The sequence below is a fragment of the Pedobacter cryophilus genome (assembly GCF_005116455.1).
Lineage (GTDB): Bacteria > Bacteroidota > Bacteroidia > Sphingobacteriales > Sphingobacteriaceae > Pseudopedobacter > Pseudopedobacter cryophilum.
Genome location: NZ_SWBP01000001.1, coordinates 870,260 through 892,033, shown reverse-complemented (window position 1 = coordinate 892,033; position 21,774 = coordinate 870,260). Strand labels below are relative to the sequence as shown.

The 21,774-nt window shown below is 34.0% G+C and carries 16 protein-coding genes; 8 read left to right on the top strand and 8 right to left on the bottom strand.

What is annotated here, in order from left to right; genetic code table 11:
- Positions 1 to 18 precede the first annotated feature (18 nt).
- Complete coding sequence (locus tag FA046_RS03690) at positions 19 to 1,887, top strand: M1 family metallopeptidase (RefSeq protein ID WP_136824996.1); 1,869 nt, start codon at positions 19 to 21, stop codon at positions 1,885 to 1,887.
- A 266-nt stretch (positions 1,888 to 2,153) separates the two neighbouring features.
- Positions 2,154 to 3,071 carry a PorP/SprF family type IX secretion system membrane protein gene (locus FA046_RS03685; RefSeq protein ID WP_136824995.1) on the top strand — a complete coding sequence of 306 codons (918 nt, stop codon included), beginning with the start codon at positions 2,154 to 2,156 and terminating at the stop codon, positions 3,069 to 3,071.
- Here FA046_RS03685 and FA046_RS03680 read toward each other — a convergent pair.
- From FA046_RS03680 to FA046_RS03665, 5 genes are all read right to left on the bottom strand, one after another.
- Positions 3,068 to 5,449 carry a TonB-dependent receptor domain-containing protein gene (locus tag FA046_RS03680; protein ID WP_136824994.1) on the bottom strand — a complete coding sequence of 794 codons (2,382 nt, stop codon included), beginning with the start codon at positions 5,447 to 5,449 and terminating at the stop codon, positions 3,068 to 3,070. The two genes, FA046_RS03685 and FA046_RS03680, sit on opposite strands and share 4 nt — an antisense overlap.
- A gap of 114 nt (positions 5,450 to 5,563) precedes the next feature.
- The gene (locus tag FA046_RS03675) at positions 5,564 to 8,059 is read right to left on the bottom strand and encodes an outer membrane beta-barrel family protein (protein WP_136824993.1); all 2,496 of its coding nucleotides are present in this window, start codon (positions 8,057 to 8,059) and stop codon (positions 5,564 to 5,566) included.
- A 242-nt stretch (positions 8,060 to 8,301) separates the two neighbouring features.
- Positions 8,302 to 8,598 carry an ATP-dependent Clp protease adaptor ClpS gene (locus tag FA046_RS03670; protein ID WP_225870873.1) on the bottom strand — a complete coding sequence of 99 codons (297 nt, stop codon included), beginning with the start codon at positions 8,596 to 8,598 and terminating at the stop codon, positions 8,302 to 8,304.
- Between the two features lie 154 nt (positions 8,599 to 8,752).
- Positions 8,753 to 8,908, bottom strand: a complete 156-nt coding sequence (locus FA046_RS17195) for a hypothetical protein (RefSeq protein ID WP_169303291.1) — start codon at positions 8,906 to 8,908, stop codon at positions 8,753 to 8,755.
- A 60-nt stretch (positions 8,909 to 8,968) separates the two neighbouring features.
- Positions 8,969 to 9,646, bottom strand: a complete 678-nt coding sequence (locus tag FA046_RS03665) for a hypothetical protein (RefSeq protein ID WP_169303290.1) — start codon at positions 9,644 to 9,646, stop codon at positions 8,969 to 8,971.
- Between the two features lie 316 nt (positions 9,647 to 9,962).
- Between FA046_RS03665 and aspS the strand changes: the two genes are divergently transcribed.
- The 3 genes from aspS to FA046_RS03650 all read left to right on the top strand — a co-directional run bounded on the left by aspS (position 9,963) and on the right by FA046_RS03650 (position 15,455).
- The gene (gene aspS, locus FA046_RS03660; protein WP_136824991.1) at positions 9,963 to 11,747 is read left to right on the top strand and encodes an aspartate--tRNA ligase; all 1,785 of its coding nucleotides are present in this window, start codon (positions 9,963 to 9,965) and stop codon (positions 11,745 to 11,747) included.
- Positions 11,748 to 11,989: 242 nt separating this feature from the next.
- Positions 11,990 to 14,014 (top strand): WG repeat-containing protein, encoded by a 2,025-nt coding sequence (locus FA046_RS03655; RefSeq protein ID WP_136824990.1) that lies wholly within the window; start codon positions 11,990 to 11,992, stop codon positions 14,012 to 14,014.
- 442 nt (positions 14,015 to 14,456) lie between these two features.
- Positions 14,457 to 15,455, top strand: a complete 999-nt coding sequence (locus tag FA046_RS03650; protein ID WP_136824989.1) for an alkaline phosphatase D family protein — start codon at positions 14,457 to 14,459, stop codon at positions 15,453 to 15,455.
- Between the two features lie 118 nt (positions 15,456 to 15,573).
- Here the strand turns inward: FA046_RS03650 and FA046_RS03645 are convergent, their stop codons facing one another.
- The 3 genes from FA046_RS03645 to FA046_RS03635 form a co-directional block, all read right to left on the bottom strand.
- Positions 15,574 to 17,124, bottom strand: a complete 1,551-nt coding sequence (locus FA046_RS03645; RefSeq protein WP_136824988.1) for an Rne/Rng family ribonuclease — start codon at positions 17,122 to 17,124, stop codon at positions 15,574 to 15,576.
- Between the two features lie 245 nt (positions 17,125 to 17,369).
- Positions 17,370 to 18,218, bottom strand: coding sequence for a tetratricopeptide repeat protein (locus FA046_RS03640; RefSeq protein WP_136824987.1), 849 nt, complete (start codon positions 18,216 to 18,218; stop codon positions 17,370 to 17,372).
- 5 nt (positions 18,219 to 18,223) lie between these two features.
- Entirely contained in the window at positions 18,224 to 18,523 is a 300-nt protein-coding gene (locus FA046_RS03635) for an HU family DNA-binding protein (protein WP_136824986.1), read from the bottom strand.
- A 173-nt stretch (positions 18,524 to 18,696) separates the two neighbouring features.
- On the opposite strand from FA046_RS03635, the gene mutY reads away from it, so the two are divergent.
- The 3 genes from mutY (at position 18,697) to FA046_RS03620 (ending at position 21,739) form a co-directional block, all read left to right on the top strand.
- Positions 18,697 to 19,752 (top strand): A/G-specific adenine glycosylase, encoded by a 1,056-nt coding sequence (gene mutY, locus FA046_RS03630; protein ID WP_136824985.1) that lies wholly within the window; start codon positions 18,697 to 18,699, stop codon positions 19,750 to 19,752.
- A 15-nt stretch (positions 19,753 to 19,767) separates the two neighbouring features.
- A complete protein-coding gene (locus FA046_RS03625; RefSeq protein WP_136824984.1) occupies positions 19,768 to 20,223 on the top strand; it encodes a single-stranded DNA-binding protein in 456 nt (151 codons plus the stop codon).
- Between the two features lie 403 nt (positions 20,224 to 20,626).
- Complete coding sequence (locus FA046_RS03620) at positions 20,627 to 21,739, top strand: Fic family protein (protein ID WP_136824983.1); 1,113 nt, start codon at positions 20,627 to 20,629, stop codon at positions 21,737 to 21,739.
- The last annotated feature ends 35 nt before the right edge of the window (positions 21,740 to 21,774 follow it).

Genomic DNA, 21,774 nt, shown 5'->3' with positions numbered 1-21,774 from the left:
TAAAAATATTTTAAGCTGATGAAAAAGTTATTCCTTTTATTGCCTGTTTTAATTATTTTTTCTTGCAATCAGGATAAAAAGAAAGCAGAAAATGTAGCGATTGAAGAACCTATAAAAAGGCAAGATCCTCACTCTTTTTCAAATCCAGAACAATGTATAGTTACCCATTTAGATTTAAAGCTGAAAGTTAATTTTACAGCTAAAGAACTTAATGGAGAAGCCGTTTGGACCATCAATAACACCCAAAAAGTAGATGAAGTAATATTTGATACCAAAGGTTTAAACATAGAAAAAGTAACATTAGATAACCAAACAGATAGTGCTTTTTTTGCTTTAGGCGATGAAGAAGAATTTACTGGTAAGCCATTAAGCATCCAAATTACCCCGCAAACCAAAAAAATTCACATTTTTTATAGCACAGGTGAAAATGCTGCCGCTTTACAATGGCTAACCGCACAACAAACAGCGGGCAAAAAACAACCTTATTTATTTACCCAATCTGAAGCCATTTTAGCCAGAACCTGGATTCCAACACAAGATAGCCCAGCCATTAGGTTTACCTATACCGCAGATATAACGGTGCCAAAAGAATTGTTAGCGCTAATGAGTGCTCAAAACCCAACCGTAAAAAATGAAACCGGCCAATACCATTTTGAGCAAAAGCAAGCCATCCCTTCTTATTTAATGGCTTTAGCCGTTGGCGATATTACTTTCAAAGCCATAGATAATAGAACTGGCGTTTACGCCGAACCTTCTATGTTAGAAAAAGTAGGGTATGAATTTGCTGATATGGGTAAAATGGTAAATACTGCTGAGAAGTTATATGGAGATTACAGATGGGGCAGGTATGATATTTTAGTACTCCCACCTAGTTTTCCTTTTGGTGGGATGGAAAACCCTATGCTAACTTTTGCCACTCCAACGGTAATTGCTGGAGACCGATCTTTGGTGAGTTTAGTGGCTCATGAATTGGCACACAGCTGGAGCGGTAATTTAGTAACCAATGCCACTTGGAACGACTTTTGGCTTAATGAAGGGTTTACCGTTTACTTTGAAAGAAGGATTTTAGAAGAGCTTTACGGACCGGAGGAGGCTAAAATGCAGGAGGTTTTGGGTTATAATAGTCTTATGGAAACCATTCAGGATTTAGGAGAGAAAAGTCCTGACACTCGCTTAAATGTTGATTTTACAAATAGAGACCCTGATGGTGGCGTAAGTGATATTGCTTATGAAAAAGGATATTTCTTTCTTAAAAACATAGAAAAAGCTATTGGAAAAACACAATTTGATTCCTTTTTAAAATCTTATTTCAATGAATATGCCTTTAAAAGTATGACAAATGATAGGTTTTTAGAAGAGATCAACACCAAATTGATTAAAGGAAATGAAGAAATAAAAAATAAAATAAATTCTTATGCCTGGGTTTATCAACCTGGTTTACCTAAAGAGTTTAAAGCGCCGGTAAGTACTAAATTTAAACAAATAGAAATCCTGCAAAAGGCTTTAAATACTTCTAAAAACCCGGTGGGCTTAAGCAATAAAATAAGCTCAACAAATGAAAAATTATATTTCATTAATACCTTACCTCAAAATATTGGATTAAACGAAATACAAGCCATAGATAAAGAGTTTGGTTTTAGTAATTCTGGCAATGCCGAAATTCAATGCGCTTGGTACACTTTAGCGGCAAAAACTAAATATGCTGTAGCTTATCCTCCAATGAAAAACTTCTTAATAAACGTAGGCCGACGAAAATTTTTAATGCCCATTTATAAAGAATTAATTAAAACTCCCGAAGGAAAAAAATTAGCTAAAGAAATTTATTTATCTGCTCGTCCTAATTATCATTCTGTGGCTTACAACAGCATTGATAATTTATTGAAATGAAATTAACTTTCAAGATTTTTTAAACTCATTTTATGCAAAATAGTTTCTTTTAAAAGCATTTGTTTAACTCTTAATAGCCTGTTAATCAACAATTTTTATACTCAAATTCTTTGTTCAACTCCACAATTTATCGGCTAATTTGCAGTAACCTTAACCTCCTTTATTTCGTAAAAAAGTACGCACAACAAAGCGGTACACTAAAATTATTTTGCTAGGCCTCTCCTTCCTTCAAAATTTTTTAAGCCCGAAACATTGGGAGAAATAAAATGAAATTTATTCTAACATGTATTTTAGTACTTACTGCCTATCTTGTACATGGGCAGCAAAAAGCTATGTACACCCAATACATGTTTAATACCTTAGCAATTAATCCAGCTTACTCTGCTGTTGATGAATCATTAACGTTTACCGCACTCAGCAGGCATCAATGGGTAGGTTTTAAAGGCGCTCCTCGTACGCAAACTATTTCTGTTCACACACCCATAAAAGAATCTAACACTTTCATAGGCGCCATTTTAATGAATGATCAAATTGGTGAAGTAATAAAGGAAACAGGAGGCGATTTAAGCATTGCACAACGAGTACCTGTAGGCACTAACTCTTACTTAGCTTTAGCCATAAATGGTGGCGCAAGCAGCTTTAGTGCCACTTATTCAGAAAAATATGGCGAAAGTCCGGCATCCGTTAACGACCCTGTTTTTCAAGATGCAAATAACATGAAGGTAAATTTAGGATGGGGCGCCATGCTGTTTTCTGATAAATACTATCTTGGTATTTCTTCTCCACATTTTTTTTATAGAGACATCAATAGTATTGCAAAAACCAATGCTTCTACCGCTTACAGGGCACATTATATTTTACAGGCAGGCTACCTAGTTCAATTAAATGCCAATTTAAAGCTGAAACCTAATTTTTTAATCAAATATGTAAATGGCTCTCCTGTTCAGTTTGATTTAAATGCAAGTGTGCTCATTAGCGAAACTTTATGGCTTGGTGCTTCTTATCGTACCTTAGATTCTTTTGATGCTGTTGCTGCTTTTCGTATCACTCCTGATTTTCAAGTTGGCTATTCATTTGATTTTACCAATACGGCATTAGCTAAAGTTCAAAAAGGTTCTCATGAAATCTCTCTTCAATTTAGATTGCCCGTTAGAGGCAGAGACCATACCGCTTGTTATTTTTAAACTTTCTTTTTGATGATTGGTCCTTTTTCAATTTTTGTGAACCTGTAACTTAAGGCCAATAAAAAGTTTCTTGTTCTTTGGATAGAAAAACTTTCTTGATAAAAGTTTGGTCCTTCTGTAACGGTAGTTAAGTTTCTTTGGGTAAATGGATCTATTGCTGTAAATCTAACCCCAATTTTGTTTTTATAAAAATTTCTTCTAAACCCAAACTGTGTTTCTACCGAACCCTGCGTAACACCTTGTGCAGCGGTGTTTTTAATGTAGTTTACGTTTACCTCAAAAGCCGATGTATTTTTAAGCGCATAACTTATCCCTAAATTAGACCTTATATTCATCCCTTTTCTATTGTACGCGGCATTAGCAGCAGAAGTATAATTAATTTGACTTAAGGTAAAACCCGCATTAAAAGTTTTACGCTTATCCATTCTATAATTACTAAAAACGTTGAGATTTAAAGAGGTGCTATTAGCCAAATTTTGGTAAGTGGTAATGGTATTTCCATCAGTACTTACTGTTTTTAGTCTTTCAATAATTTTTTTAGAATCTGCATAACTTAAACGTGGCGAAACCGACCAATCTTTCCCAAAAACACTAAAATTAAGTTCATACTGATGGGTAAAAGAAGGAATCAAATTTGGGTTTCCAAATTTTAAGTTTTGAGGGTCAGAATCATCAATCAAAGGATTTAAACTTAAAGCTCTTGGCCTGGCTACTCTGTTACTATAGCTTATGCCGATGCTGTATTTGCTATTAAAAACTCTATTGACACCAAAGCTTGGAAAAAAATTAGTGTAAGGAGCTATTTCTACATTTGGGCTGTTTTCTTGAATAAAGTTTACGTTGGTTACCTCGGCTCGGTTACCTAATCTAAAACTCCATTTTTGGATCTTAAACCTTAAAGAAACATAGGCCGAATAAATATTTTGCTGAAAAAGAAAGCTATTGGTAAGGTTTGGGTTATACACATAATCATTAATGGCATAATCAAAATTTTGAACCGCTTGGCTATTGTCAGAAAAATTAATGCTGGTTTTTAAACCCGCTTCTAATTTGGTGTTTAAAAAAGCAAAACTTTTATCATAATCGGCATTTAAATCAATGTTGTGCCCTAAATCATTATTATCATTTAACTGCAAAGTGGGGTTGGTGGTTCTGGGCGAACCATCTGCGTTAAGCAAATATCTGGCGTAATCCCTATTATTATTAGAGGAGTTTTTGAGGTAAACTATACCCAAATCAAATTGCCCTCTTTTTTTTGCATTGATATTGTAGGTAGCATCTATAGCGTAATCAAAATTTCTGTTTCCGCTACTGTTGTTTTGAAAACGCAAAGTTTGCCCAATTTTTTGTTCGTCTAAATATAAGTTGTCAGATAAAGAAGTACTAATTCCTTTATTAAAGCCGCCTCGGGCAGAAAATTTAAAACTTTGAACAGAATCTAGTTGGTAAGTAGCGCCAAATCTCCCGCTAAATCCATCAGATATTCTATCAGAATTATTGCTTTGGTTGTTGTAAAAAGTGGTATCTGTAAATAAGTTGCTTCTGTTAGAATTTGCATCAGAAAAACGAGTTGCATGATTGTACCCAACATTAGAAGAGAAAGAATATTTAGGTGTTTTTTTTGATAAAAATGCACCAGTATTATGGTTTCCTTGGGTGCCCACTCTTGAAGAAAGATTACCTGTTAAACCTACTTTTCTTCCTTTCTTTAAAACGATATTAATGATACCATCTCCATCAGCATCAAATTTAGAAGAAGGATCGGTAATCACTTCTATGGTTTCTAAAGCATCCGATGGAAGAATACTGAGTAAATCACCAATGCTGGCTGCGTTGTAATCTGATGGCTTTCCATCAATAAAAATTCGAGTATTTCTTTTCCCTGCAATGGTAGCTTTTCCGTCCAAATCAACCGAAACCATGGGTACGTTTTTTAGAATATCAGAAGCTACACTGCCTTCGGCAAAAATGGTTTGATCAACGTTATAAACTATTTTGTCATCCTGCATTTCAACCACTGGCTTTCTATACTCAATCACCACTTCGTTCAGCATTTTACTGTCTGCATCTAGCTCAATAGTTCCTAAATTTAGAATGGGTTTATTTTCATCTAAAACAATTTTGGTGATGGTTTTAGCTTGGTAGCCGATGAATGAAAACTTAACGGTATAACTCCCTAATAAAAGATTTTTAATATCAAAAACTCCATCAGCATTTGATTGAAATGATTTTGCCGACAAACTATCTGCATCACGGTAAATAACAACATTCACAAAAGGAATAATTTCTTTATTCTTTAGGTCTAAAGTTTTCCCTTGCAAAGTTCCAACAGCACTTTGCGCTTTTACTTGGAGTGTAAAAGCACAAAATGTAAACAAGAAAACAAACAATATTTTTGTTGGAAAAGACAGGTTGATCAAAGTAAGTTTATTAGCCCCATAAATATCAGAAAAATCAATTGAAATACTTCGACTATTTATTAGACTAAAGGTTTAAAAACCTTCTTCCTCTGCTGGTTGATTATCTTTCTTCTGATTTTTTCTTGGTGCAAAATCTTGCTTTCCAAAACGGTAACTAAACGTTAAACTATAAATTCCACCTCTTCTTCTTCTTTCAAATTCTTGTAAAAAGAAACCATTATCGGTAGTGCTGCCAAATCTTCTGGAGTTTAAAATGTCTCTCATATTAAAAGATAAGCTTCCTTTTGCTTTTAGTATATCATATCTCAATCCGCCATCAAAGCTGTACATTTCTTTCATTTTACCTTGCGCAAGAACTCTTGGTGCACTATAAAAAAAAGTAGATTGAGCCGATAAATTTTTAGCTAAAGTGGCATTTGCGGTTAAATTTCCATTCCAGTTAAAGCCCGAATTATCATTAACACCTAAACTTGCATCCCCTGTAAAAACACTTTGAAAAAAGTTTAAGTTTCCGGTTACGTTTACTTTTTTAGTGATATCAGCCCTGCTAATTAATTCTAAACCATAAGCCTGGTTTTTAGCCAAGTTAAAAAACCTGGAAATGGTTCCACCTAACTGATCTGGGTTAGAAGTTCTTAAGCTTTGCACCACATCATTTACTTGTCTAAAATATAGGGAAGATGTAAAAGTAACGGCATCCCAAAATTTTGCATAGCTAAACTCAAATGAGTGAATATCTTCTGGCCTTAAGTTTGGATTACCAATTCTGATATTGAAACGATCATCTACATCAGGAAAAGGATTTACCTGCCAACCTCTTGGTCTGTTTACCCTACGGGTATAGCTTAATTGTAATTGGTTGTTGCCTGTAAACTTTTGAGTTAAAAACACACTTGGGTATATTCTAAAATAATCTAATCTGCCGGGTGTGGTTAATGAGTTTCCGTTAATATCTGTACCGGTAATAGACGTATTTAGGTAGGCTTGCTCTGCTCTCAAGCCCACTTGTACGCCAAAATTTTTGGTAAATTGATTTTGATAATTAGTATATAAAGCATGTACTATATCTTCTAATTTAAACAAACTGGTAAGATTTCTATCTAAAGAATAATTATTAGTAGCGCTTACTAAGGTGTCAGAAATTTGATCTTCATTATTGTTTCTGATGGTGCTTCTAAAACCAAGTTCAAATTTACTTTCTTCAGATAGGGGCTTTATATAATCAACCTGAATATTATAATTTCTATTACTTTGATCAACTACATTTCTTCTATTGCTAGATATTCTATTATTGGATAATTCGCCGTTTAAATCAAAGAAATTTTGTACAATATTTTCAGTCTGATCTTCTCCGCTTTTACCAACAGATAAATTTGCCGTTAGCTCTTCATTAGGATTCTTAAACTTGTGGAAGAAATCCATATTTACATCAAACCCATATCCATCTTCGGTGTTTTTATTAAAACCCGATCCAAAATCAACTAAATCTCTGTTTTGAGCTAAAAAGCGTTGTGTTAAATTTTCATTTCCACTCTCTTTACCTGTATTTAAATTACCCGAAAGCGCTAAACTTGTTTTCTCGGTAAAGTAATATTCGGCCCCTATTTTAGTCGTATGGTTTTTATCATTTGATAAAGAGTTTTCATTCGCAAAACTAAAAGGAGTAGCTAAACTGCTTGATAAAAACTCGGTATTATTTAAACCAGAACCCAACCTATCGCCAGTTCTAAAACTGTAATTACCTGATAAATTCCACTTCTCATTTCTATAATTTAAACCTGTATTGGCATTAAAACCATTAAACCTTGAAGTAGTTAAAGCTATATTTCCATTGATTCCTAAACGCTGGTTTTTCTTTAAAACAATATTAATGATACCCGATTGCCCCTCAGGATCGTATTTTGAAGATGGATTGGTAATTAATTCTACTTTTTCTATAGCACTAGCTGGTAAAGATTGTAAGATTTGAGCCACATTAGCCCCACCAAAAGTAGAGGGTTTGCCATCTATTAAAATTCTAACATTACTTGTTCCTCTTAAGCTTACATTGCCATCTAAATCTACCTGTACAGATGGAACAGTAGAAAGTAAATCACTGGCCGAGCCGCCTTGTGAAACCAAACTTTGATCGGCATTAAAAACCTTTCTATCAATTCCTAACTGGATCACATCTTTTCTACCCGTAACCACCACCTCATTTAAAACCGAACCCGAAGCTTTTTTAACTTTTAAAGCGCCTAAATCTAAAACTGGAGTATTAGTATTGGCTATAATAGTTTTTGAAAAAGCTTCATAACCTACAAAACTTATCTTTATGGTGTAGTTGCCTGTTGGAATATTCTCAAAAGTAAATTTCCCATCCAAATCCGTTTGCCCGCCTCTAACTGGCGTTCCATTTACCGGATTTACCAAAGCAACAGTTGCAAAATCTAAAGTTGCACCCGTTTTTTCATCAACTGCCTTTCCCGTAATTTTTACGCCTTTTTGATCTGTACTAGCGCTGTTTTGAGCGTAGCTGGTTGTTGCAAAAACAAAAAACATTAAAAAGGCAATTAATTTGGATTTCATAACTGTAGTATAATTTCTAATTCTAAACTACAAAGGTGGCTTGGTGTTTCATATAAACTATGATAGTAACCACATTATTACAGTAAAAAACATGATGTAAACACATAATTTGATGGATTCTACCTAGAAAATCAGTGGCGTTTTGGCGTTAAAGAGAGTCAGAAAAAACAAAGGTTTGAGATAAGAAAAACCTAACTCAAGAAGTTTAAAATGATGACTATAAGAGTAGAAAATTTATAATATTAATCAACAGAAACGGTAAGACCTTCTTGTTGCAAAATCTTACGGTAAACCTCCATTTCGGTAAAAGAACCTTCTAAAACAGCACATTTACCTTCGTTATGTACTTTCCAGGCTATTTTCTCAGATTGATTTTCAGAGTAATCTAAATATTTCATCAGGCAATATATCACATGGTCAAAACTATTCACTTCGTCATTCCATAAAATTAAGCGGTGTATCACCTTTAAAGAACTTAAAATTTCATCAAGCGTAAAAGTTTCTTCTTTAGTTTGTGTATCTGCCATGTGCTTCATCATCAGGCAAAAATAAACTATTGTATGAAAAAATTTCCATTCATTTTAAAGCATTTGAAATAATATTGGATAATTATAAATTCTAGTTATTAATTTAACAAACCCTTTAAGCAAAAACCCTCTGTGTTTGGTAACATAGAGAGTTTTTTAATTATTATTATTCATCTTTTTTGTTAGTGTTTTTTCCGGTTTGCCCGCCCGAGTTAGGAATATTAAATGCCTTTTTCTCTAATGGGTCAATATGCGCTCTATCTGATTTTGTTTTTCCTTGTTGATCTGTTTCTGGAATTGGATTTTTTTCTTTCGTTTTCATCATCTTTTATTTAAGTGATTACAACATAGGGAAAGCAATAACCTATCCAAAGAGTTTTTATTAACGATTGTAAACTTTAATAGCATTTTTAGATTTAGCAGATGCAATTGGTAAAGTAATAATATAAAGAGGAAGTGCTATTAATCCTGCTGTACCCGCTATAGATTTAATTGGTCCTTCTTTTAAAAAAACTCCCGCGGTTATTCCAGTAATTGCGATTAAAACTGATGGAATCGCAATTTTACTATAAATTTTTGCTGCGCTAGCTTTTCTAAAAGCTAAAGGATTATCAGTAATTAATTCTTTTAACTGATTTAAGGAAAATTTATAGACTTCATTCTGTCCTCTTTTTTGGATGTAGTAATTGTAAGTGCTTTGATAACTTGGACCCATACTATTTCCGGTTGGCGAGTTATATTGCATCCCTGTATATTGTCTTCCTCCATATTCAGTAAACACATTAAGTTTACCGTAATAACTTCCTTGGTAAGAAGTGCCCTCACTAAATACTGTAAATGATTGTCCCTTTTTAACTTCAGAAACTTCTTTTTTTTCTACTTTAATAGGTTCAATTGCTTTTTTTATACTGCCGTCAGTAAATACCGTATCACCGTTATTATAGGCAGTATAATCAGGTAATCCAGCAGGTAAATTTTTTGCCTTCATTTTAAATGAACATGAAGAAACAAACAAAACGAAGCCTAAAAAGGCTGAAATGGTAATAATTTTAAGTTTCATTTAAGATTTTTATAAGTTTCAAACTTATTAAATAAGCATAATTAAAAGAAAAATTATTCACACTTTAACTTAAAATACTGATTATTTGGAGTTTAATTTCATCATAAAGCCAAGTGAAGCAGATAACGGCATTTGAGCTTAATGCTTTGTGGCGTAGAAGTAAAACCTGACTATCAGAAGCTATGAAACACAGCGTTTGCTTTTCTAAAAAAAATAAATGGCTTTTTATGTATCGTAAAACCGACCAAAAAGACAATAAACTTCCCTAAAAATATATTTAAACTTATATTCGTAGCCAATTACAAAATCAAAAGAAATGCACAGAACACATACTTGTGGTGAATTAACCATCGGAAACTTAGGTCAGGAAGTGATATTGAGCGGTTGGGTACAAAAATCAAGAGATTTAGGCGGAACTACTTTTATTGATATGCGTGACCGTTACGGAATTACACAATTGGTGGTAAATACCGATGATGCGGATGATTTACGTACCAAGGTGAAAGATTTAGGTCGTGAGTTTGTGATAAAAGTGAAAGGAACGGTGTTAGAACGTTCTAACAAAAACCCAAAAATAGCGACTGGTGATATTGAAATTAAGGTTTCTGACTTAGAGATTTTAAACGTGGCTAAATTGCCTCCGTTTATGATTGAAGACGAAACTGACGGCGGTGATGAGCTGCGTATGAGATACCGTTATTTAGATTTACGTCGTAATCCGGTTAGAAATAACTTAATTCTTCGTCATAAAATGGCGCAAGAAATTAGAAAATATTTAGATGCTGAGGGCTTTTTAGAAGTAGAAACTCCGGTTTTAATTAAGTCTACTCCAGAAGGTGCCAGAGACTTTGTGGTACCCAGCAGAATGAATCCTGGTGAGTTTTATGCTTTGCCACAATCGCCACAAACGTTTAAGCAATTGTTAATGGTAAGCGGTTTTGACCGTTATTTCCAAATTGTAAAATGCTTTAGAGATGAAGATTTAAGAGCCGACAGACAGCCTGAGTTTACGCAAATTGATTGCGAAATGGCTTTTATTGAGCAAGAAGATATTTTAAATATGTTTGAAGGCTTAACTCGTCACATGTTTAAAAATGTGAAAGGCTTGGAATTTGAGGATTTCCCAAGAATGGATTATGCTGATGCGATGCGTTTATACGGGTCTGATAAACCTGATATCCGTTTTGGGATGCAGTTTGTTGAGCTGAAGAATTCAACTTTGCCAGTAGACGAGGCTCCTCTCCTTTGGAGAGGCGGGGGTGAGGCTGTATTTCCGGTTTTTGATAACGCTGAATTTGTAGTAGGTATTAATGCAAAAGGAGCAGCACATTATACTCGTAAGCAATTAGATGAGCTAACAGATTTTATAAAAAGACCACAAATTGGCGCAACTGGTTTAATCTACATGCGTCATAACGAAGACGGAACTTTAAAATCATCTGTGGATAAGTTTTATGATGAAGAACAACTAAAAAAATGGTCGGCAGCGTTTGCAACAGAGCCAGGGGATTTAGTTTTAGTTTTAGCAGGAGCAAAAGATAGAGCCCGTAAGCAATTAAATGAATTACGTTTAGAAATGGGTAACCGTTTGGGTTTACGCGATAAAAATAAATTTGCGCCACTTTGGGTGATAGATTTCCCTTTATTAGAGTGGGATGAAGAAACTGAGCGCTACCACGCTATGCACCATCCATTTACTTCGCCAAAACCAGAAGATATTGCTTTGTTAGATACTCACCCAGGTGATGTAAGAGCAAACGCTTATGATTTGGTAATTAATGGAACCGAGATTGGTGGTGGTTCTATCCGTATTCACGATAGAAAATTACAATCTATTATGTTTAAGCATTTAGGTTTTACGCCAGAAGAAGCTCAAAAACAATTCGGTTTCTTATTAGAAGCTTTTGAATATGGCGCACCTCCGCATGGTGGAATCGCTTTCGGTTTTGATAGATTGGTTTCTATTTTAGCCGGCTTAGATACCATTAGAGATGTAATTGCTTTCCCTAAAAATAACTCGGGCCGTGATGTAATGATTGATTCACCATCTACTATTGATGATAAGCAGAAGAAGGAGTTATATATTGAGACAACGGTTTAGATATTAAGTATCAAGATGCAAGATGATTTGCATTGTTCATTTTAAGATTAAAAGCCTGACCATTTGGTTGGGCTTTTTTGTGTTTAGAAAAGAAATGATTTTGGAGGAAATGTGCAAAAAGCAGGAAGTTGAGGGCTTTATCCTTGAAAAAAGTTACTTTATTTAAGCAGCACCAAAATAAACTTAGTCAGGATTTATTTATATTGCTTAATATTATAATTTTTTAAAAAAGCGCATAAACCATGAAAAATTTGTCAGTCAAAAGGTTTTTTATCGCCTTAATATCAATCTCGACAATAACTGTTCAACAAATAAATGCTCAATATGTACCTGCTTACGATAAAAACGGGGTGAGAACAAGTTCAGACAAGGCCGCTGAGGAAGCTAGGAATAAACAAAACAAACCATTTGTCACCCCTAAATCTTCCCCAAGCACTACGGAAGCTGCCACAACTCGACGATATGTTGCTCCCGCATCTAGCAGTCAACTAAAGGAATTGGCAGATGCTAAAAGAAGATTGGTTGTTTACGAATTGGGATTTTTAGGCGAGCTCAATGGAAATTTAAGAATGGTTCAATCAAGGTTTAATTACAATTGGGGGTATTTGAACAGTGACGATGACATCGTATTATCGTTAGCATATGATGGGTTGAAATTTAGTACTCCAAGCTACTTTGGAGTTAAAAAATTTGGTTATTGGGGCTTTGTAGATCAGGCCGGGAAAGTAGTGATATCTATTAAATATGATGATTTAAATAGTGAGGTCAACGGAGGTATTGCCATGGTAACCAGAATGGGTAAAAAGATATTTGTGGACATAGCAGGAACCGAATTTGGGAGGGAATATAATGATATCCATCAGTTTAGCGAAGGACTAGCAAGTGTAAAAACAGGTAAATTGTGGGGGTTTATTGATAAAAGTGGAAAAATGGTTATTCCAGCCAAATATGACTCTGCCGATGCTTTCGGCAATGGACTTGCGCCAGTAAAGATGAAAGGAAAATCTGGTTACATTAATGCTAGCGGAAAACTGGTGATTCCTTTGATTTATGATGATGCATCGGTCTTTTATAATGGTCTGGCTAAGGTAATCCTGAATGGCAAATCAGGTTTTATTGATCCAAACGGGAAAGTCGTTATCGCATTAAAATATGACCGCGTATCTTTTTTTAAAGACGGATTAGCCTTGGTATCCCAAAAAGGAAAAGTTGGCTATATAAACACGCTTGGATATGCTGTGATACCTTTATTGTACGATGATTACAAAGCAGAATCTAACGGGTATTTTGCGATGAAGAAAGGTAAATACTGGGGTTTTCTTGATAAAAATGGTGCTATATTGATAGATTTTCAATTTGATGAAATTGTCACCAGCTTTAACATTCCTGCACCCAATTATCCAGGAAAAATACCGGAGGATGGGCATACACTACTCAGACTTAGATCGCCCATTGCATTAGTAAACAAAGATCATGAACAATTCACTATTGATGCCCGTGGTAAAATGGTGGGTTCAAGTAAAATAATATCTCCAACAGGTTATGATAAATTTACCCCCTTTATTAACGAAGTGGCGGCTGTATCTTTAAACGGGAAGTGGGGTATGATTAATAAAAAAGGAGATGTAATCATACCGATTGAATATGAAAGTGAGCCTTATGAGGCTAGTGGTTTAGTTAAAGTGAAATTAAGTAACAAATTTGGCTTCCTTGATAAAACAGGTAAAATCGTAATCCCTATAAAATATGATGAAGCGGATCTTTTTTCAGATAATTTTGCTCGAGTAAAAACCAATGGTAAGTGGGGAGTGATAGATAAAACAGGTAAGGCTGTATTGGAAATGAAGTACGATGAAATAAAATTTGAATTAGCCCATATTGATGATAGATTTTTGGCTCAACTAAACGGTAAGTGGAGTGTTTTGGATAAATCTGGCAAAGAGATTTTTGAAAACAAATACGATAACATTGAGAGAACACCAACTGGATTTTTGGTTCAATTAAACAGTAAATGGGGCTTAATAGACAAAACAGGTAAAGAAATTGTAGAAATAAAATATGATGAAAAATGCCAAGAAGCTGATTTTTTTATAATCGGATTGAATGATGTTGAAACTAGGAGTTGGGCGATTAAGAAATATGGAAATAAAATTTTTCAAATCATAAGAGAAAGGCCAAAAAGCCCAGAAATTGGGATGATATATTTTTTGCTAGATAATAAGTTTTACTTATTTGATTATAATGGAAAAAAATTAAAACTTAATTAAGGGACCTTAGGAAATGAAATTTGGTTAATTGATAAAATGTAATTGCTTTCCCTAAAAACAACTCGGGCCGCGATGTAATGATTGATTCGCCATCTAATATTGATGATAAGCAGAAGAAAGAATTATATATTGAAACGACGGTTTAGATATTAAGTATCAAGAGTAAAGTATCAAGATTCAAGATTAAAAGCCTGACCATTTGGTTGGGCTTTTTTTTATTAAAAATTATTTGGAAGTTTTGAAAAGTAAAGTTGAATGAAGATTTGTCAATTGTCTTGCTGCTTTATTAAAGAGGTAACAAATCTGAAATTGCTTTCTTTAATAGAACATCCTTTGCAACTTGAATTTTAATAAATTTATTATAGCAAATCATCAAGAATATTAAATAGACTTAACCTACAGCTAACAATATAATCGCAATATTGCTTCTCAAAATAATAACATGATGAAACGTATTTTAACTATTGCCATTTTATTTCTTTTTGTGCTAAATACATCAGCACAGCAAAACAATACTTTTTCTATTGCCTTTGGCTCTTGTAATCGCCAAAATTTACCTCAACCTATGTGGGATGTTATTGGAAAAGACAAACCGAATCTTTGGTTATGGTTAGGGGATAATATTTATGGTGACACCGATGATATGACCGTATTAAAAGGAAAATACGATATACAATTAAACAACGAAGGTTACAAAAAATTTGCCGCAATTACCAAAGTTATAGGTACATGGGATGACCATGATTATGGCCGAAACGATGCGGGTATTGGTTATCCGCACAAAAAGGAAAGTCAACAATTGGCATTAGATTTCTTAAATGTTTCTAAAGAAAGTCCATTACGGAAAATCGAAGGTTTATATTCTGCAAATACCTATCAAGTAGGTTCAAAAACTGTAAAAGTAATATTATTGGATGCCCGTTATCACCGTGATACTTTAATGAAAGATGCTGATAAAAATTATGTCCCAAACATAAATGGAGATATTTTAGGTAAAGCGCAATGGAAATGGTTAAAAAAGGAATTGAAAAGCAAAGCTGATGCTTACATTATTGGTTCTGGTATTCAAATTTTATCTGTCGAACACCCGTATGAGAAATGGGCTAATTTCCCTGCTGCAAGGAAAAGATTGTTAGAACTTTTAGTAAAGACTAAAATAAAAGGAGCAATTTTATTAAGTGGTGACAGACACATTGGCGAATTCTCTAAAATGGAAGTTAAAGGATTAAATTTTCCTCTCTACGATGTAACCTCAAGCGGATTAACACATTCGGCAACCAATAATAACGGCGAAGCTAACCCATACAGGGTTGGTCCATTAGTTAATCAAAAACATTACGGTTTAATGGAATTTAGTAATATTGGAAATAAACTTTCCATTAAAATTCAACTAAAAGGAATAGAAACTCCTGTTTATCATACCGAGGAAATTAACTTTTAGTGGCGTTGAAGAAATCCTTTAGCATAGAGATGGAAATAAAAAACCTAAGCCCGATTTTTCATCGGGCTTAGGTTTTAAATATTTTTAAATTAAAAGGGAGTTTAAGCTTTCGAAAAACTTACAACTTAATTTCTTCTTCCTTGCTGTTTAGGAAGTGAAATTCTGTTAAATGATATGATGAAATTGCTTTCACTTTTATCCATTGGTTGTATTTGAAAAACCATTTCACTTGCTGAGACATTAAACCCTTTTTAATGAAGGCTTCAATATAAGGATGCACACAAAGTGTAATGCCTTTTTCTGCTTGCTCGTTTAAAATGTAATTCAAATTACTTTCAATATCATCCATCAAAACAATACTTGCTTTAATTTCTCCGGTTCCTTCGCAAGTTGGACATTTTTCAACGGTAACAATATTCATCTCGGGTCTTACCCTTTGACGTGTGATTTGAACTAAACCAAATTTACTTGGGGGTAAAATGGTATGTTTAGCTCGGTCATAGTTCATTTCGGCTTTTAGATAATCAAACAGGTCTTTTCTGTTTGGCGCCTTGTGCATATCTATAAAATCTATTACCACTATGCCGCCCATATCGCGTAAACGCAACTGACGAGCAATTTCTTTTGCCGCTTCCTTATTCACCATAAAAGCATTTTGCTCTTGGTTTTCAGGGCTGGCGCTTCGGTTACCGCTATTTACATCAATTACATGCAGTGCTTCGGTATGTTCTACCACTAAATAAGCACCACCAGCCAAATTTACGGTTCTACCAAAAGAGCCTTTAATTTGCTTTTCTATTCCAAAATGATCAAAAATGGGTTCTTTACCTTTGTAAAGCTTTACAATCTTTTCTAATTCGGGAGAAATCTCATGTACATAAGATTTTATTTCTTCGTAAATGGATAAGTCATCAACATAAATATTGGTAAACTCATCATTTAAAATGTCTCTTAAAATAGTAGAAGCTCTACCCATTTCTCCTAAAATTCTTTTAGAAGGCTCAGTAGTAGGCAACTTTTTCATGAAAGTTTCCCACTTAGAAATTAAATCTAAAAGGTCTTTCTGAATTTCGGCTACTCCTTTTTTCTCTGAAACCGTTCTAATGATTACTCCAAAATTCTTTGGCTTAATGCCTTCAACAATCTTTTTTAAACGAGTTCTTTCAGTATTGCTTCTTATCTTTTTAGAGATAGAAATCACATCAGAAAAAGGTACCAATACTACAAATCTGCCTGCAATAGAAAGATCAGAGCTTAAACGAGGTCCTTTAGTGGAGATGGGTTCTTTTGCGATTTGAACAGGTATCAGCTGATTTTTTGTTAAAATATCTGATATTTTTCCTGCTTTATCTATATCAGTTTCCTTTTGGAAGTGATCTAGTAAATGATCTTTAAAAGTGTTGCTTCTAGCAATTTTGCTTAGTTTAAGCAATGATTGTACCTGAGGACCTAAATCCAAATAATGCAAAAAAGCATCCTTCTCATAGCCAACATCAACAAAAGCAGCATTTAAACTAGGCATAATCTTTTTGATTCGGCCCATATAAATATCACCAACAGCGTAACTGTTGTTAATTTGCTCTTTGTTTAGTTCTACAAGTTGCTTGTCTTGCAGTAATGCAATAGTTACCCCGATGGGGGTAGAATTAATAATTAACTCCTTTACCAACAGCTACTTTTTTAGAAAAGATTTTTGAAATCTTTTAATCCACAGAAGAATGATTGAAAATAATATACACAACAAAATAATTACACACAAATTGTATGTAATTATTTTATAAATGAGACTAATTAATTAGCCTATTTTTTCTTGTGTCTGTTTTTTCTTAAGCGTTTTTTGCGCTTGTGGGTAGCCATTTTATGTCTTTTTCTTTTTTTACCGCTTGGCATAATTTTAAATTTTTAATGTTTTATTTAATTACTAAGTTCTTTTATTTTTCTATCTACAAAGTCAGAAAGGCTAGGATCTGCTGCCAATTCTTTACTTTTTTGATAAGCTAAAACAGCTTCAGACTTCATTCCCAAATTCTCATAACTGGTTCCTAAATAAAACCATGCTTCTGGTGTTGGACTTACGGAAATTACCGTTTTAAATCTGTCTAAAGCTTTTTGAAACTGACCTGATTTCATAGAAAACATGCCTAAATTCATATTAGCCTTAATGTTTTTTGGATCTTCTTTTACCACTCCCAATAATAAGCTAATGCCTTTCATTGGCTCTTGAGTGCCAGAAACATAAGCTACTCCTAATCCCGTTTGCGCATCTAAACTCTTTGGGTTAAGCTCTAAAGCTTTGTTGTAAGCATTTATGGCTTTATTTAACAAGCCTGCTGTTGCTGTGGTATCCCTAAAATTTTGATAACCTTCGGTAAATCTATCCCCTGCAGTTAGCCAGTTTGGATAAGTTTGTTCTTCCTGTGCAATGGCTTCATAAGCAAAAGCTGCTGCTGCGGGTTGATTTACATCGTCCCATTTTTTAGCAATTTCTTTTTGAAGTGTAATTGCATTATCACCACTTGCATCTTTTAATTGAGCTTCTAATTTCTCAATATCAGCAGCAAGGCTGGCATTTATCATTTGCTTAGAAAGGGAAGATACGCTTTCTGCAGAAACTACAGCCGCTGGTTTATCACCGGCGGTTGCAGTATTTTGCATTCCTTCGTTTTCTTTTGGTTTTATTAAACCTTTAATGTCTAAACTATACAAGGCAGCCATCAATATTCCTACCGAGCCTAATAAAATGTATTGTTTAGTTTTTAACATAAATTTTAAGCGTTAATGCTGTTTTTGTTTCCTATTTTCACTTTATCAACAAATACTTTAGCTGGTTTAAAGCTAGGTACAAAATGCTCAGGAATAATTATCGCAGTATTTTTAGAAATATTTCTAGCAGTTTTCTTTGCTCTTTTCTTTACCACAAAACTTCCAAAACCTCTAACGTAAACGTTTTCTCCGCTCACCATAGAACTCTTCACTACTTTGAAGAATGCTTCAACAGTTTCTTGTACATCTACTTTCTCAATTCCGGTTTTGCTTGCAATTTCTGCAATGATTTCTGCCTTTGTCATTTTCCTATATTTTCAATTATATTTACTATTCCTATCGGACGATTTGGGGTTGCAAAAGTATTGCTTTTTGTTGTAAAAGGGAAATAAATACCTACTTTTTTATATCAACCCCTTATATTACAACCATTAAGCACTTTTAAGGTTATTATATTTGCAAAAACGACAAGATACGAATGATATTTTCTAATGAGCTAATTAACTGGTATAGAATTAATAAGAGAGATTTACCCTGGCGAAATACCACTGATGCATACTTGATTTGGCTGTCGGAAATTATTCTGCAACAAACCAGAGTTGAGCAAGGAATGCCTTATTTTCTGAGATTTTCTGAGCAATATCCAACTGTGAAAAATTTTGCAGCAGCATCTGAAGATGATATTTTAAGAATGTGGCAAGGTTTGGGCTATTACTCCAGAGGGAGAAACATGCTGAAGACAGCAAAAGTTATTGAGCAAAGTTTTAACGGCATTTTCCCTACCGCTTACGCTGATTTGATAAAATTAACTGGAATTGGCGAATATACCGCCGCTGCAATTTCTTCTTTTTCTGTTAATGAAGCAAAGGCCGTGGTTGATGGAAATGTTTACAGGCTTTTAGCCAGATATTTTGGAATAGATACACCCATAAACACCGGAAAAGGGAAAAAGCAGTTTCAAGAAATTGCCGATGAATTAATTAACCCAGCCAACGCTGCCGAACATAACCAAGCCATGATTGAGTTTGGGGCTTTGCAATGCAAACCTAAAAACCCTAATTGTGAGCAATGCCCTTTTATCACTTCTTGTTTTGCCTACCAACACAAAAAAGTGAACGAATTACCAGTAAAGCTTAAAAAATTAAAAATTAGAGAGCGTTATTTCTATTTCTTTTTAGCGATAAAAGAAGGACAAATATTAATTAAAAGAAGAGGTAACGAAGATATTTGGGCTGGCTTACATGATTTACCTTCTATAGAATTTATTGAACAAACATCATTAGATCAGCTATTTGTTGATCAAAATTTCCAAGACTGGTTTTCAGGAGATCCTATTATTCATTCGGTTTCAGATCAAATTAAGCACATTTTAACACATCAGCGGATTTATGCCCGTTTTGTGCATATAGAGCATATCAACCCAGAATTCACCCAAGAAAATGGCTGGTTTTGGGTAAATATTGATGATGTATCGCAATTTGGACAGCCCAAATTAATTTTTGAGTTCTTGAAAAACTTTTTTAAATTGTATTAAAATTTACCAGGAATTATGTCAGGAATTAACAAAGTTATTTTAGTAGGGCATTTAGGGAAAGATCCCGAAGTGAGGCATTTAGATGGAAATGTAACCGTAGCAAGTTTTCCTTTAGCAACATCCGAAACATTTAATAAAGACGGCAAAAGAATTGAGCAAACCGAATGGCATAACATAGTGATGTGGCGTGGTTTAGCTGATATTGCTGCAAAATACCTGCAAAAAGGAAAGTTAGTTTACATAGAAGGCAAGTTAAGAACCCGTTCTTTTGAAGATAGGGAAGGGCATAAAAAATATACCACAGAAGTGGTGGCCGAGAACTTTACGCTACTTGGTCGTAAAACAGATTTTGAGAATGGGTCTGCACCATCCCAAGCAACAACACATCATGAAACTAGCGAGGCATCGCCTAAGAGTACTGTTTCTGATGAATTTGCTAAAGGAAATGACGATGATGATTTGCCTTTTTAGGTTGGGTGAATAATTTAAAAATAGACAAGTAAAAAGCTGTTCTGAAGAGAATGGCTTTTTTTTCTCTAAACAATTTGTACGCTTTTTTAAATTATCAACTCTCGATAGTTTTTTCGCATTAACGATGGAAGCGGCATCCTTTATCCCTTTTCGGGGATAAAGATATAGCGAACAGCGTGTTAAAATGCCCAAATCAATATTTTAGACTTCATCAATCAATATTATAACTTGTTCATTTTATTTAAAATAATGAACATATAGCCGTTATCTGTCCATTTCTTGTCCAAGCAATAAAACATGTTCACTTTTATTAAAAAAATGAACATATGTGATAAATATGTCCAATTAAATCAATAAGTTTGTGATATGTTCAGATTTTAACTAAAAAATGAACCTATAAAACATGGCTTACGATAGGAATAAACCTTTTAATAATTTACCACTATTGCCGCCCGCAGTAGCAATAGAAGATGATGTGACAATTTTAAAAGCTTTGGTAACCACTTCTAGGGCGCTTGCTACTGTAAACATGAGCATTCAAAGGTTGCCTAATCCTTTTATTCTAATCAATACGGTTGCACTACAAGAAGCAAAGGCTTCTACTGCAATAGAAAATATTTTTACTACTGAAGACGAATTATATAAGGCCATTTCAGATACTTATAAAGAAGAAAATGCAAATGCTGCCACCAAAGAGGTTTTGCGTTACCGCGAAGCTTTGTGGGAAGGCTATCAATTAATGGATAAAAACAAACGAATTGATTTGAATATCATTAAGGGTATTTTTAAGCAAATTAAAAACACAACAGCGGGATTAAGATCTGCACAATCTTTAACGGTTATTCGCAGAGGGCAAAGTGAATTTAGATCCGGTGAAATAATTTATACGCCGCCTAGAGGGGAACAAGTTTTGCAAAATTTGATGGATAATTTAATTGATTATCTAAATGATGATGAAAAATACCCTACAGATCCCTTATTAAAAATGTGTGTGGCGCATTATCAATTTGAAGCCATACATCCTTTTGTTGATGGTAACGGCAGAACAGGAAGGATATTAAATTTACTTTATTTAGTAAATAAAGGCTTGTTGTCTCAACCAGCACTTTACCTCTCAAAATATATTATCTTAAACAAAGACGATTATTATTATCATTTAGGAGTGGTTACCCAAAGAGGGGCTTGGAAAGACTGGATATTATATCTTTTAGATGCCGTAGAAAAAACAGCGCTATTAACCAGTCAGCTAATTGAAAGCATATTGGCTCAAATGGAAGCCACTTTAAATCAGGCCAAATCAAAAATAAAATGGTACAGCAAAGAAGTAAATGAACTCTTATTTAGCCAACCTTACATTAAACCCAAGCTAATTGGCGAATTTCTTAAAATATCATCAAGAACAACCCTTACCAAATATTTTAATGAACTAGTAGAAAACAAAGTCTTAAGTATTAGAAAAGATGGTAAAGAAGTCTTTTATGTGAATGATGACTTAATAAGAATATTAGAGGGATAAGGATCAAATCGAACAAAAAAGCCGCTCTTTACAGA